Below are 15,421 nucleotides of genomic sequence, written 5' to 3' on the forward strand. Positions count from 1 at the left end.
GCTTTCTCCATTCCGGAGCGAAAGGCCCGGCGTCCGCATTCGCCACGGATTCTGCTTTGATCGACTCCAACCTCCAAACCCGGCCGCGTCTGTGCGTATTCGGCGCGCAGGCCGCGGAAGCCGGCTGGCTCGCGCGCGTGCGCGCCGAAGCCACGAATTGCGACCTCGCCCTGTTCGGCGCGTCCGCGGATAGCGGCGACGCCTTCGCGCGAATCGAAGGCGACGATGCTGCGGCCGTACTGCACGCGGCCGCCGAGGCGTGGCCCGGCGACGAGGTGATCCTGCTGCGCGCGAACACTACGCTACCGCCGTACTGGTATTCGCGCCTGATGCGCGCGCTGGCGGCCGACGACACGCTCGTCGCCAGCCCGCTCGACAACACCGATCCGGCGCGTTCGCCGCTGATCACGGGCCTGCGCTGCGCCGCCGACGCGGCCGTCGTCGATGCGCTCTGCCATGCCTACGGCCGCGGCAGATCGATCGATACCTCGTCGTTCTCGCCGCTGCTGAGCGCATGGAGCGGCGCCGGCCTGCAGCGCATAGTCGCGGCGAACGTGCGCACGCTTGCTCTGCCGCAGACGCTGGCGCCGTTGCGCGGCGTCGTACTCGATCATCTCTACGTCGCCGATCCCGCGACCGCTCTACGCGGTCCCGCACCGGTGCCGCCCGGCGGCGACGCCATGCCGCCGTCGCCGCTCGGCGAGCTGCGCGAGCGCGTGTCCGCTGCGTTGACCGCAGAAGCCACGCCCGGCGAACGCAATACACCGCGCGCTTACTTCGGCCTCGACGACAAGCCCGTCGTCTTGCACGTGCTGCACGGCTGGGGCGGCGGCGCCGAGCGCTTCGTGCGCGACCTCGCCAGCGCCGATGCCGAGCGGCATCATCTGGTCCTCGTCGCGCGCGGCAATTTCCCGCGGCGCTGCTACGGAGAATCGCTCGAACTCGTCGACGGCGCGTTCTCGACGCCGGCACTGCGCAGCCTGACCTTGCCGAACCCGATCCGCAGCACGACGACCGGCGACACAGCGTACAAAGCCTTCCTCGACGAAGCGCTGCGCGATTACCACGTCGATGCGCTAATGATTTCGTCGCTGATCGGTCACAGCCTCGATGCGCTGCGCAGCGGCCTGCCGACCGTGCTGGTCACGCACGACTACTATCCGCTGTGGCCGATCCTGCATCGCGATTTCGGCGATGCGCAGCTCGCTTTCGACGACGCGCAGCTCGCCGCTGATCTTGCGCGCGCAGGCACGGACTTCGAGTTCGCCGAGCGCGAGCCGGAATACTGGCGCCGCCTGCGCGCGGCCTACGTGTCCGCGGCGCTCGCGGCGAAACCGCATATCGTCGCACCGAGCCGTTCGGCGCTGCAGAATCTGCTGCGCCTCGAACCGCGCCTCAAAGCGCTGGTCGCCTCGGTGATTCCGCACGGCCTCGCGCCGTGGCCGCCCGGCGCGCCGGTGCCGACACCCGCGCCGCCAGCGCGCCCGAGCCTGCGTCTCGTCGTGCCGGGCCGCGTGCGCCGCGGCAAGGGCGCCGAACTGCTGCGCGCGGCGTTGCCTGCGCTGCGCGAACATGCCGAGCTGTTCCTGCTCGGCGCCGGTGCGGAAGGCGAGCAGTTCTTCGGCGAAACCGGCGTGCACGTCGTGCTCAACTACCGCCGCGCCGACCTGCCCGCCCTGCTCGCGCAGATCCGCCCCGACGCTGCGCTGCTGCTACCGACCGTCGCCGAGACTTTCAGCTACACGCTGTCGGAACTGTCGAGCCTCGGCATACCCGCCATCGCGACGCGCGTCGGCGCGCTTGCCGAGCGCATCAAGGACGGCGTCGACGGCTGGCTCGTCGCCCCCGCGGCCGAATCCGTGGCGGCCGGCGTCGAACGGCTTGCACAAAATCCCGCGGCGATCGGCGCGGCGCGTGCCAGCCTCGTCGCTGCACCACCGCACGATCTCGCTCAGATGGCCGCCGATTACGCCGCGCTGCTGCCGCTGTCTTCGCGCCGTGTAATAACCGCGGACGCGACCGCATCGACATCCGACACTATCCTCGCGCAGACGCGGGCCGACCTGCTCGGCAACGCGCAGCGCCTCAACGCCGATCTGCGCGAGCAGATCGCACGGCAGCAGGGCGAAATCGCCCAGCGCAGCGATTGGGCGATCGGACTCGAACACGACGTTCGCCGTGCGCGCCGAGTCATCGAGAAGAACCAGGCCTATATCGCCGAGCAGGACAAGACGATCGACGAGCGCACGCAGTGGGCGCAACAGTCCGCCGCGCGCGAAACCGAGACGCGCAACGAACTCTCGCGCTTCGCACGCGTGCACAAGCGTCTGCAGATTCAATTCGACGAGCGCACGCGCTGGGCCACGGAACTCGACGGTGAGCTGCAGAATGTGCGCGGCGAATACACGAACCTGAGCCACGCACATACACAGCTGCAAAACGATTTCGACGAGCGCACACGCTGGGCGCTGCAACTCAACGAGAAGGTCCAGGAAATGCTCGGCAGCACCTCGTGGCGCATCACCGGCCCGCTGCGTTTCGCGATGCGCAAGCTGCGCGGCGCGCGCACGCGCATCGGCTTCCAGTTGAAACGCGTGCGCAGCGCCGCCGCGCGCACGCGCGGCAGCCTCGCGCGGCGCGGCCTGTTCGGCACATTCCGCCGCATCGGCGAGGAATTCGCGCGCAAGCGCGGCGCGCCCGTGCCGGCGCCGATCATCGCCGTGCCGCCGGTGCCGGCGAAACCCGATGCGCCGCTGGAAACCTTCGCCGTGCCGACGTCCGCGCAGGCGAAAGTCAGCATCGTCATTCCGGTCTACAACAAGATCGAATATACGGTCGCCTGCCTGCGCTCACTCGGCGAGCATGCCGGCGCGACGCCGTTCGAGGTCATCGTCGTCGACGACGGTTCGAGCGACGCGACGCCGGCGCAACTCGCACAGATCGACGGCATCCGCGCCGTGCGCAACGAGCGCAACCTCGGCTTCATCGGTTCGTGCAACGCCGGCGCGGCGCTCGCGCACGGCGAGTTCGTGCTGTTCCTCAACAACGACACCGTCGTCACGCGCGGCTGGCTCGATGCGCTCGTCGCCTGCTTCGCCGAAGAACCCGACGCGGGCCTGGTCGGCGCCAAGCTGGTCTATCCCGACGGCCGCCTGCAGGAAGCCGGCGGCATCGTCTTCCGCGACGGCTCGGGCTGGAACTACGGCCGCTTCGACAACCCGAACGATCCGCGCTACGAATACCGGCGCGAAGCCGACTACTGCTCCGGCGCGGCGATCATGCTGCCGCGCGCGCTGTTCGAGCGGCTCGGCGCCTTCGACACACGCTACACGCCGGCCTACTACGAGGACACCGACCTCGCCTTCGCCGTGCGCGCCGCGGGCAAGAAAGTGTTCTACGAACCGCGCTCGGTCGTCATTCACTTCGAGGGCATCACCTCGGGCACCGACACCGGCAGCGGGGTCAAGCAGTATCAGGTCGTCAACCGCGAAAAATTCCTCGACAAGTGGAAGGACGCGCTCACCCGCCAGCCCGCGCCGATCGATTCGGCGAAGCTGGCTCCGGCCGCGGCGAACTTCCGTAGTCCGCGCCGCGTGCTTGTCGTCGACGCCTACACGCCGACGCCCGACCAGGATTCGGGCTCGCTGCGCATGACCAACCTGATGCGCCTGCTGCGCGAGGCCGGCTGGCACGTCAGCTTCCTGCCGGACAATTGGGCGCATGCGGAAAAGTATACCGAAGGCCTGCAGGCGCTCGGCGTCGAGGCGCTCTACCATCCGTTCTTCGCCGATCCGGCCGCATGGCTGCGCGAGAACGGCGAGTCGCTAGACGCGGTGATCCTGTCGCGCCACTACGTCGCGAGCAATTATCTCGACCTCGTACGCCTGTACGCGCCGCGCGCGACGGTGATCTTCGACACCGTCGATCTGCACTACTTGCGCGAACAACGCAGCGCCGAACTCGAAGGCAAGCCCGAACTCGCACGTCAGGCCGCAGCGACGCGCGAGGCCGAGCTCGAACTGATGCGCGAATGCGACATCACCCTCGTCGTCAGCCCGGTCGAACAGGCGATCCTCGCGCGCGAAGTGCCACAGGCGCGCGTCGAGGTGTTGAGCAACGTCCATGAAATCTACGGGCTGCGCCGCGGCTACGCCGAGCGCGCCGACCTGGTCTTCGTCGGCGGCTTCCAGCATCCACCGAACATCGACGCGATGCAGTGGTTCGTGCGCGAAGTGTTCCCGCGCGTGGTCGCGCAGGCGCCGGCGGTCAAGCTGCACATCATCGGTAGCAAGGTCGTCGCCGAAGTGCTCGCGCTGGCGAGCGACAGCGTCGTCGTGCACGGTTACGTCGAAGACATCGCGCCCTACATGGACGGCTGCCGCATCTCGGTCGCGCCGCTGCGCGTCGGCGCCGGGGTCAAGGGCAAGGTCAATATGGCGATGAGCTACGGCCTGCCTGTGGTCGCCACCGCCACCGCGGTCGAAGGCATGCACGTGGACGCCGGACGCGAGGTGCTCGTCGCCGACAAGCCGGCCGATTTCGCCGATGCCGTCGTCCGCCTCTACGGCGACGAGGCGCTGTGGAATACCTTGTCCGCGAACGGGTTGGAAAACGTGCGCTCGCACTTCTCGTTCGAGGCCGCGCGCGCGGCGCTCAAAACCATCCTGCCCTGATCCGAAGACGTGCGCCGCGCTCGCGCGGCGCCGCTTATTGCGCCGCGCGGTAGCGCCGCTCGATGTCGTCGGCCATCTTCTGCAGATGCGCTTCGACGCCGGCGAGGTCGGCGGGCTTCGGGCTCCAGTCCGGATCGGGGAACTGCGAGAGCGCCGACTGCAGATTCGCCGCGTCGACGAAACCGGGATCGGGCGTCGCCGGCGCGAGTTGCCAGAACGGCGCAAGAAAGACGTAGCCGTCGAAGAATTCACCGAGGCTCAGCTTCTCGTCGCAGAGGCTGTAGTAGCCCGGCTCGCGCACGTCGCCGAGCGGCGTGCCGCGCAGATCGAAGCCGGCCGGCGCATTCGCATTGAGCCGCATCAAGCGTTCGATTTCGCCGCCGCCCGGCTGCGCGAACGCCGGCTGCGCGCCGGGTCGGTTCGGCAGACTCTGATGCAGCAGCACGTTGCCGACGCGCTCACCGTAAGCGCGCAACAGCCGATTGCCGAGCGCGTTCTCAGTGCGCAGGCAGAAGCCGTCGCTGTCGGCATGCGTTTCCGGCATGGCGAATCGGGTGAACGCGTGCAGCGTGCCGGTCAGCACGAGGGCCTTTTCGCCGCGGCCGAGGATGTCGCGCGCGATCAGATCGGCGCGGAACGCGTCGGGCGTACCGCGCGGAAAGATCTTCGCTAGACTCTGCGGCGTGCGTACGCCGTCGAAACCACTCCAGTCGTAGCGATAGCTCATGTTGACGATGCGGAACGGCGGCTGCCCACGCGTCAGCGTGCGGTTGAACGCCCAGGCCGCGCGATACAGCTCGCGGTATTCCTTCCAGCTCCACATGCTGTTGTAGCGAAACATCAGTTCCCTGGCGCGGGCTTCGTCGAAACTTGCCGCAGTCACCAAGGCGTCGAGCGCGTTCTGGTCTTCCTCGGTGCCGAACTCCATGACCAAATTGCGTACGCCAGCCGCGTACAGTTTCGGGATCAGTGCGGCGACGAAGTCGAGGTTCTGTTTGACCGCATGATCCTCGCCGAGCAGCAGCACATCGACGTGGCGGAACTTGCCGACGAGATAGTCGTCCGGTTTCTGCGCGCGCTTGAGGAAAGCCAAATGTTCCGCATCGGTATGCGGTCGCACCGTTGCGGTGGCCGACACGCGCGGCGAGAAAAGGAATTGCAGCGGTGTGGCGAGGCGTTTGTTCCATGCGCCTTCGCTGTGGTTCTCTCCGGCAAAGACGCGGCTCTCGAAATCGCTGCCGCGCGTCCATCCGCGCGCGGCGATCAAATCTTCGAACGCGAGACTGTAAGGCCGATAAAACGCATCGAGCGTCGCCGTGCCCTGGTCGATGTAGACGCGATGTCCGGCCGGATGCAGCACGCTGGCATCGAGATAGCCGGCAAAGGCCTGCGTCACTTGCGGCGCGTATACGGCCGGATCGGGCCGCGGCTCGCGCGAACTGCCGAGCAGCCAGTGCATCGACAGCGATGCCGACGCGCCGAACACCTGCGGATACTCGGCCTGCGCGTAGAACGATATCAGTCCGCCCATCGACGAACCGATGACATAGGTGTCGGCGCGACCCGGCCGGGTACGGTAGGTGCGATCGACGAAGGGCTTAAGCTCCTCCACGATGAAACGCAGATATGCGTCGGACAAAGGCTCGCCGCCCCAGCCCTTCGCGATCGCTGCGCGTGTCTCGGCGGGCAGGCGATCGTAGATTTTCTTCGGCAGGTATTCGCGACCGCGCAAGTCGGTGCTGGCGATGCCGACAACGATCACGCGCGGCATCCTGCCTTCGCTGATCAGGCGCGATGCCGTTGTATCGACGCCCCAGTTCGCACCGCTCAGCGAATGGCTCGAATCGTAGAGATTCTCTCCGTCGTGCATGTAGATCACGGGCAGGCGTTCGCCCTTGGCGTCGTAGCCTTCGGGCAGCCAAACGGTCACGTCGCGCGCCTTGACGAATTTCGACGCATAGGCCGGATAGCGCACCAGCGTGCCTTCGGCCGCGGCGAACTGCACCGGCAATAACAGCAACAGAGCAACCAGCCACCACGCTGCGCCATCTGATTTCCGCGTCGCGCGGTTGCCGCCCTGCCTCATCGATCGGTGCTCCGAATATGCGAATGCGCGCGTTTATAGCGCATTCGCCTGCGCCGCCGGCAGCGGCATCGCTTGAATACGTATTCAATGCGCAGCGTCGCAGGCGCAATCGCCGTTGCGGCGAAAGTGCGGACGCGCGAAATCAGAATTCGAGGCGCGATTCGCCCGACGCGCGCGCATCCGCACCGAAGCGCCGCTCGTGCAGAACGAAGCTGCCGTCGGCGCGCGCATAAGCCAGCGTGCTCGCGCGCGTGCCGTAGGCGTCGCCGTGCACCGCCATCGGCATGACGAAGATCGACGCCAGGCGGCGTTCGAATTCGATGCCGATTCCGGTCTCCGGCAGGTCTTTGTCTTCCGGCCGGGTATCGTCGTAGAGCAGGTCGAGCAAAGGTTCGTCTTCCATCTTGCCGGCTTGCAGCGAGGCGGAAAATTTCTCGTGCAGGCGGCGCATCTTCGGCCACTTGTCTTCGAGCGAGCCGTTGCTGAAAGCATGAATGCCCGTGCCGAGCTGTCGCACGGCGCCGTCGATGCTGCTGACGAAACAGGCACCGGCCGCGTCGCCGACGACGAGATTGAACGGACCGTATTCGGCGCGTTCGCGCCCCACCGTCTCCGCGTAGGCCGCCGGCGCCCGCGTCCCACCGACGAATTCGCCGATCAGCGCGCCGCGCGAGCGTGCGGCCGCGGGCGCACCGGGCTGGCGCACATTGGTGACGGCGGCGTAGCGGCCGTTGCGGTTGACCGCAAGCCAGGAACCGCCGGCCTGCAGATCGCGGCCGCCGAATACGCCGGGCGCGTCGCTCCATTCCTGCGCCGCGGCGGTCGGGCGCGCATGGAACTCGTCACGATTGCCGAGCAGCAGCCAGGGCCGGCCGGGAACGGCGTCGATCGCGAGCAGCAGCAGACACATGATCGCGCCGCCCTAGCTGCCCGCGGGCAGGTTTTCGATTCTCGCCTCGAGCGCGGCGCTGCGCGGATTGGCCGGGCTGAGTTGGCGCGCGGCGTTGAGCGCACGCGTCGCCTCGCCGCGCTGGCCGCGGCCGACGTAGCGGTCGGCCTGATCGAGATAAGCATTGGCGAGGCGTTCGCGCAGACCGATGATCGCAGGGTTGCCCGGATCGGTGTCGGCGATCGCGTCGAGATAACCGCGCGCCGCGTTCGGCCGGTTGGTGCCGAGCGACTGGTCGAACAGCGTGCGCGCACGCGGCGCGATGCGCTTCAGTCCTTCCATCGCGCGCGTGTTGTTGCCGTCGATGCCGAGCACCGCGCGGTATTTGTCGTAGGCACCGCCCGGGTCCATGAGCACGCCCGCGGCGAGCGCGCGGTCGGCTTCGGCGAGCATGTCCTCGATGCGCGCGCGATCGGCGAGGCTCGGTTCCTTGAGCTGCTCCTGCGCGATCGCGTCGGACTCGCGCTGGTCGCGCATGCGCGCGCGCACGCGGCGCACTTCCTCGGCGTTGCCGGCGAGCGCCTCGGCCTGGCGCAGCGCGGCTTCAGCCGCGGAGGAATTGTTCGCATCGAGTTGCACGCCGGCCTGCGCGGCATAAGCGAGGCCGACCTTGCGTAGACCCGCTTTCGCCAGCGCATTGTTCGCGTCGCTCTTGAGCACCGCGCCGAACAGCGCCTGCGCGCCTTCGGGACCGGCGAGTTTGCCTTCGCCGAGCGCGCGCTCGGCGCGCACGAGCTGCTGATCCTGGGCCTGCGTGTCGGCAGCGCGGCGCTGCGCGAGCGCGGTGCGCAGTTCCGGAATCGCCGCATGATTCGGCGCAAGCTCGGCGAGCTGGCCGACGCGTTGGTTGGCGAGATCGATGTCGCCCTGGGCGAGCGCGTCGCGCGCGAGCTGCGCCTGCGCCGCGGCGACCTTGTCGAGTCCGTGCTTGGCGACCGCGTTGCCCGCGTCGACTTCGAGAATCTGCCGGTACAGAGTCGCCGCGCCGTCGGCGCCGAACAGGCGGTTCGCGGTCAGCGCCGTGTCGGCGCGTGCGAGCAGGTTCTCGACCTTCGACCCTTGCGCCTGCGCGGCGTCGAGCGCCGATTTGAGTCCTTCGACCTCGGCGCCACCGCCAAGGATGTCGTTGGCCGCGTCGAGATCGCTGCGCGCCGTGGCGAGATCGTTCTTGCGCAAGGCCTCGCGCGCCTCGGCGAGCAGACGCTCGCCGACCTGGTTCAAGCCTTCGCGTGCCTGATCGTTGTCCGGGTCCTGGGCGCGCACGCTCTGGAACAACGCGCGCGCGCCACCGTCACCGAGCAGCTTGCCGTCAGCCAGCGCCTTCTGCGCGCGCGCGATGGTGTCGTTCAACTGCGTGTTCGGCACCAGCGAGCGCAGGCGGTCCTGCCAGTGCCATCCCGCCGCGCCGAGCACGACGAGCACCAGCGCAATCGCGGCCGGCGCGAACCAGCCGCGCGCACCCGTGGAACGCTTCGCCGCGCGCCGCGGCGTGCCGCGGCCGATCGCGCGATAGCTGCCGGTTTCGCCGAGATCGTCGAGCCGGCCGAGCGACGGATCGGCGCGGTGATGGAAAGCCACTGCGGGCGTGGTCGGCCGCGCCGAGCCGGGCACCGGCTTGTCGTCGCCGAGATCGATATTGCCGAAATGGAATTCGCCCGAGTCGGCCGCGGACCGCGCGAGTTCCGGATGTTCGCCCGCTTCGAGCGCGCGCTCGAAGCGCTCGATCGCGTCGGCGAGCTGCTGGCCGTTCTGGTAGCGGTCCTCGGGCTGCTTGGCGAGCATATGGTCGAGCAAGGGCTGCAGCGCGGCATAGCGCTCGGGCAGCACCGGCACGGGCTCGTTGATATGCATGATGCCGACGGCGAGCGAATCCTCCGCGGTGTACGGCACGCGCCCGAGCAGCAGCTCGTGCAGCACGATGCCGAGGCTGTACAGATCGGCGCGGCCGTCGACCGTCTTGCCGCGCGCCTGCTCGGGGCTCATGTAGTGCGGCGTGCCGATCACGGCGCCGGTGCGCGTCATGCGCGTAGCCGAATCGGCCGCGCGCGCGATGCCGAAATCGGTCAGCGCGGAGGAGCCGTCCTCACGCAGAAGAATGTTGTCGGGCTTGACGTCGCGGTGAACGAAGCCCTTGGCGTGCGCATAGTTCAGTGCCAGCGCGATTTCGCGCGTGATGCGCAGCGCGAACGCGAGCGGACGCGTCGAACCGTCGTTCGGCAGTACCGCGCCGCCGCCGAGGTATTCCATCGCGATGTAGTTGTGATCGCCGTGGCGGCCGACGTCGTGGATGCCGACGACGTGGCGGTGATGCAGCTTGGCCGCGATGCGCGCCTCGCGCAGGAAGCGCTCGGAAAAATCGGGGTCGGTCTGCAATGCCGGCGACATCACCTTGAGTGCGACGTCGCGCTGCACCGATTCCTGCGTGGCGAGATAGACCGTGGCCATGCCGCCGCGGCCGAGCTGGCGCAAGATGTGATATCCGGGTATTTCGATCAGGGGCATAACTTGCTGCCGTCGGACTTGTTCAGGAACCTGCCCAGGGGGCGGCATTTCAGGTCCGAGGCGTCGGTGGCGGACTCGGATCAAGCATAGCATGCGCACCCGTATAGCTCGCGAGGCTCACTCGATCGCGGCCTTCGAGATCCTGCGCGGTCGCCGCCTCGGCGTAGCCGTTTGCGGCGAAGATATCGCGCACCGCGGCACCCTGGTCGTAGCCGTGCTCGAACAGCAGCCAGCCGCCGGGTTCGAGGTGCCGGCGCGCATCGTGCGTAATCGTGCGGATTGCATCGAGACCGTCGGCGCCCGAAGAAAGCGCGAGCGCCGGCTCGAAACGCAGGTCGCCGCGACCGAGATGCGCATCGCCCGCGGCGATGTAAGGCGGGTTGCTGGCGATCAGGCCGAACCGCAGTTCGCCGAGCGCGGCGCACCACTCGCCGCGAGCAAACTCGACGTTGAGCAAACCAAGCCGCGTCGCGTTGCCGCGCGCCACGTCGAGCGCCGCGGCGCTCGCGTCGGTCGCGAGCACGCGCGAACGCGGGCGCTCGTGCGCGAGGGCGAGCGCGATCGCGCCGGAACCGGTGCCGAGATCGGCGATACGCATCGCGGCATCCGGCGGAATCTTTTCCAACGCGAGTTCGACCAGCAGTTCGGTCTCCACACGCGGGATCAGCACGTCGGACGTCACCGCGAGATCGAGCGAGAAGAACTCGCGCCGGCCGGTGATATAAGCCACCGGTTCGCCCTCGGCACGGCGCGACACGTAGCAGCGGAATTGTCCAGCCAACACGCGATCCGCTACGTCGTCAGCGTGCGCGAACAGCCAGGCGCGATCGACGCGCAGCGCATGCTGCAACAGCAGCTCCGCTTCGCGCCGCGCTTCGACCGTCGCGCGATCCGCCGACAACGACTGCACCGCCTGCGCGAGCAGATCGCGCACTGTCGATTCGCTCACTTTTGCTCCGTATCGGACGGCGCCGCGTCGGCCTTCGGCGCGAAGCTCTGCGTATTCCGCACTTCGGGCCGCGTGCGCCAGTAGCCGCCGCGCGTCCATGCGGCCCAGGCGTCGCGCAGCCAGCCGATCAGCGCGTTCGCAAGCCACAGCGCCCAGGCCAGCATCAACACTTTGTAGACCCAGATCGGCAGGGACACTGCGCTCGCCTGCGGCAGCACATCGACGACGCGGTCGGCGAACCAGCGCAGTTGCTCCGCGTTGGAGCCGTTGCCGACGACGTGCATATCGGGCGAACCGAGCAAGCCTTGCGGAATCGCGGAGACGAGCGCGACCAGCGCGATCAAGGTCAGCACGGCGAGCGCGACCTGGACCAGATCGAAGCGCCACCATGGCTCTTTGGTCGCGCAGCGTGCACGCCAGTCGAACGCGAACAGCCAGGCGACCACGACGATCAGCGCGATCCACGAGAACGTCGAGAAACCGAGCGCGAGCAGCAGCCAGTGATGGAACTTGAGCTTGGTGCGCCGCGTGCGCGCGAGCGCCCAGGCGACGGCGATCATCACGACGAGTTCGCCCCAGTAGAGCACGGCCGGACCGACGGCCGGACCGCTCGTGGCGAGCAGCCAGCGGTCCGCCGGCAGGCTTTCGTCGAGATCGATGTTCGCCGCGGGCAGGCCGAGCGCGACCGCCGGCGTGCGCGAGATGAACCCGATCGCGGCATCGTCACGGAAATTCACCATGAAACGTTGCGTGCCCGGTTTGACCGGCAGGGTCAGCTTGCCGTCCTGCGCGCGCAGGTTGAGAGTTTCGGCGTCGCGGCGCACCGACGTGACTTCGGCGCCCTTCGGCAACGAAATCGTCTGCTCGCCGCCCTGGCTCGCGCGCAGGGTGAAAGTCAGCGTATGCGCCGCGCTGCGCTGGCCGGCCTCGCTGCTCAGGTTCACCGAGTCGATCGCGCGCGTTGCGCCGGCGACCGGCGCGGGCTTGGTAATCTTCAACGTCAGCGTTTCGCCGGGCAGCGGATAGAACTCGAAATTGCGGTCGGCGCTCGCGTCGTCGCCCGCGTCGGGAGCGACGAACGGGATGCCGGCGAAATCCACGTGCCAGGTCGGGCTGACGACCACGCGCCAGACCTCGGCGCGGTCGGCGAGCGCCGGCGCGGTCAGGGTCAGCGTTTCCGCCTTGTCGAGCGTACCGTTCCAGATCGTCTCGACTTCACCGTCGGCAATCGCGACGGTCGCGGTGGAATTCTGTACTTTTATACCCGGCGTCGAAACATGCTCGCCACTGAGCACCGGCAACGCGACCGTGACGCCGCCCGTGGCCGGCGACAGACGCTGCACCTGAGTCTGCACGCTCCAGTCGAGACCGAGCGCAAGCGAGCGCACGACGCGCACGTACGGCGGGAACTGCTGCGCGCCGAGTTCGGGCTTGGCGCCCGCACCGGCGTCGTCGCGCGTGCGCGCCAGGCTCAGCGAGCCGCCGAGCAGGCGGTCGTCCTCGATGCCGCTCGCGGTCCAGCCGGTACCCGAGAACAGCGCGCGTGCCGGCACGAGAACGAAGTTCAGCGCGAGCCGGTCGGCATTCGCTGCATAGACCAGTTCGACGCGATGCACGCCGCGGTCGAGCGCGATCCAGTCGGTGCCGTCGGCGCTGCGCGCGACCGGTGCATCGGCAGCGAGATCCGCTTTCACGCTCTTCAGCGTCGCGTTCGCATCGACGCGCGGCAAGGGCACAGCGAGACGCTCGCCCGCATGGACGTCGAGCACGACGGCGATCGTGTCGCCGTTCGCCGACACCTGCACCTGCGCGATGCCGGCGCAGGCCGGCGCGCACTTCGGCGCTTCGGTCAGGCGCTCACGCAACTGGGTGAGCAATTCGTCGGAAGGAATACCTTGCGCCTGAGCGGCAGGTGCCGCAACGAAGCCGGCCGCGGCGAGGCCGATCACGGCGGCCAAGCCCGCGACGCTCGCCGCTCTCGTACGCGGTGCACGCGGCGACGCTGCACGGCCGCGCCAACTGCTCCACGCCAGCCATACCAGCAGCAACGCGAGCACGATACGCAGCGGCCGCACGAGCCAGGGCGGCGCGATCACGAGGCGCACGCTCTGCGCCGGCGTCACCGGTCCGCTCCAGCCGAGTTGCGCCGTGCCGCCGATACTCCAGCTCGGTTCACCGGCACCGGTCTGCATCACGGTGGACTGGCTGTAGTGGTCGATCTGTTGCTGCGGCGAAATAATGCTACCGGTCACCGTTACGGTACTGAGCGCCTTGTTGTTGACGTAGCCGCCGCTCTTCGGCGCCGCCGCCATACTGTGTGCTTTTCTTGCGGCACCGACCGCCTCCTTGCGTAATTCCCTCTCCTGGCTCACGTCGTCGATCATCGCAGCCGGTGGTGGTGGTGGCGGCGGAGCTGCAGGCGGCGGTGGCGATGCCATCTTATATTGAGTGGCGGCTATGCCCCACTCGTCGCCATCGAACCAGCTTCCGCGCGACCCACTGCTTTGCTCCAACTGCGGATACAACGCATAACGCACCTGGTCTGCTAGGAACGGCAGCGCGACGAGCACGAGCAACGCCGTCGCCGCGCGCCGCAGCCAGGTCGTCGCGACCTGCAACTTGCCCGCAGGCACCACGCGCGCGATCAACGCGAGCGCGAGTACGGCGACGAGCGTCCACAGCGGTGCGCCGGCTTCCTGGTAGCCGAGCGCGAGATAAGCCACGGCGGCCACGGCACCGACGACGCCGAGCAGGCGCCATGCAAGCAGGGCGAGAATCGCGCAGATGAATACGTCGAGCAGGCTCCAGCGCGACATCCAACTGCCGGCGACGCGGTCCGCGCCCGGTGCGGCGAGCAGTTTGTAGCCGTACGGAAAATGCAAGGTCGTGTCGATGCGGTCGAACGACTGCTGCCAACCCGTTGCGGGCAGCTCGGATACGGCGTCGATGCGTACCGCGCTCGCCAGATTCACTTGCGGCGTGCGCCACTCGACGCCGGACAGTGCCTCGGTCGCGCCGCGCGTGATCAGCAGCGCCTCCGGTTTCGCGCCACTGCGCGTGCCGGCATCGGCACGCTCGAGCTTGAACGGCGCGGCGACGTCGAGGCGCCAACCCTGCACCATCGAACCGCTGACCACGTCCTTCGCGTACCAGCCGGAGCCGGCGAAATCGAGCCAGGCTTCGCGGCGCAGATTCAGGCGATTGGCCTCGTTCGGCGCAAGCCCGCGCGAACGTTCTTCGACGGTGATCTTCTCGCCGTCGCCGAGCGCGAACGCCGGCAGGCTTTGCCATTCGGCCGGCACCTGCGCCTGCTGCGGATCGACCGAGACCGCGGCGACCGCATTGGTCACGCGCAGGCGCGGCGAGGCTTCGTAACTCCACACTTCCTGCTTCGGCCACGGTGCTGCGGGCAGACGCGCGGCGACCGCGGCAAGCGGCGCGACCGCGCGCGCACTGAGGTTGAGCACCGCGGAACCGGGCTGTACCTGCACATGCAGACGGCCGTCATTGTCGAGCCGCGCGGGCCAGTTGCCGTTCAACGCCGTCGCGACAAAGCCCTCGGGCAGTATGGGGCCGAAGGTTTCCTCGCGCGCCTGGCCCGCGGCGTTGAAGCGGATCTGCGTGGTCAGCATCGCCGGCACGCCGTCGGCGAGTTCGCGGAACACGTGCAGTTCGACGCTGTCGGCTTCGGGCGCCGCGGCCGCGCTGCGGCCTAGAGTGACTTCATCGCCGTCGCGCTGCACCGGCGTCACCGTCTTGCCGTCGACACTGAGCGCGACAAGACCGATACCGTCCGGCACATGCAGCGACTGCGGGCGCTCGCGCCACGGGATCGTGCCGCCGACTTCGTAGCTGCCCGGCGCAAGCCAGAGCGCGGGCGCGCCGCCGCGATCGAGCACCGGCTGCGCCTGACCGTTCACCTTGACCTGCTGCGGCCAATGCTGCGCGTCGCCGGGCAGCGCGATCCACGACGGCGCGTCGACGCGCCAGTGCAGGGAAAACGCGGCGCCGTTCGCGCCGGCATCGAGGCTCAGTCGGCCCGGCCATGCGCAGATGCGTCCGTTCGCATCGTCCGACATCTGCGTGGCGAGGAACGGGCAGGCGCGAAAATCGAGATCCTTGAGTACCCAGCCGCGCCAGTCGCGCAGCAACGAGGGGATCGCCGCATCGTCCGCGGCCGGCGCGGCGTGGGCGAGGCTGCAGAGCATCAACAACGCGAGGAAGCGCAACGGCGATCGGAACATGGAACTCTCCTGGGACGA

General features: G+C 68.5%; 6 protein-coding genes. 1 reads left to right on the plus strand and 5 read right to left on the minus strand.

The genetic code is table 11. The annotated features are described in order from the left end of the window. The first annotated feature begins 56 nt into the window (after positions 1–56). Positions 57–4,673: a glycosyltransferase gene (locus tag FFS30_RS01140; protein WP_137911275.1), complete on the plus strand. Its 4,617-nt coding sequence runs from the start codon at positions 57–59 to the stop codon at positions 4,671–4,673. 34 nt (positions 4,674–4,707) lie between these two features. Here FFS30_RS01140 and FFS30_RS01145 read toward each other — a convergent pair whose 3' ends face one another. From FFS30_RS01145 to FFS30_RS01165, 5 genes are all read right to left on the minus strand, one after another. Further along, positions 4,708–6,759 (minus strand): ChaN family lipoprotein, encoded by a 2,052-nt coding sequence (locus tag FFS30_RS01145; RefSeq protein ID WP_137911276.1) that lies wholly within the window; start codon positions 6,757–6,759, stop codon positions 4,708–4,710. Positions 6,760–6,901: 142 nt separating this feature from the next. Continuing rightward, positions 6,902–7,669, minus strand: coding sequence for an NRDE family protein (locus FFS30_RS01150; protein WP_137911277.1), 768 nt, complete (start codon positions 7,667–7,669; stop codon positions 6,902–6,904). A gap of 12 nt (positions 7,670–7,681) precedes the next feature. Then, the gene (locus FFS30_RS01155; RefSeq protein WP_171014352.1) at positions 7,682–10,210 is read right to left on the minus strand and encodes a protein kinase; all 2,529 of its coding nucleotides are present in this window, start codon (positions 10,208–10,210) and stop codon (positions 7,682–7,684) included. A gap of 49 nt (positions 10,211–10,259) precedes the next feature. Further along, the gene (gene prmC / locus FFS30_RS01160; protein WP_249352110.1) at positions 10,260–11,159 is read right to left on the minus strand and encodes a peptide chain release factor N(5)-glutamine methyltransferase; all 900 of its coding nucleotides are present in this window, start codon (positions 11,157–11,159) and stop codon (positions 10,260–10,262) included. Further along, positions 11,156–15,403 carry a hypothetical protein gene (locus tag FFS30_RS01165; RefSeq protein WP_137911280.1) on the minus strand — a complete coding sequence of 1,416 codons (4,248 nt, stop codon included), beginning with the start codon at positions 15,401–15,403 and terminating at the stop codon, positions 11,156–11,158. Before FFS30_RS01165 ends, prmC begins: the two co-directional genes overlap by 4 nt. Positions 15,404–15,421: the final 18 nt, after the last annotated feature.

This window comes from Rudaea sp. 3F27F6, from assembly GCF_005503555.1.
GTDB lineage: Bacteria > Pseudomonadota > Gammaproteobacteria > Xanthomonadales > Rhodanobacteraceae > Rudaea.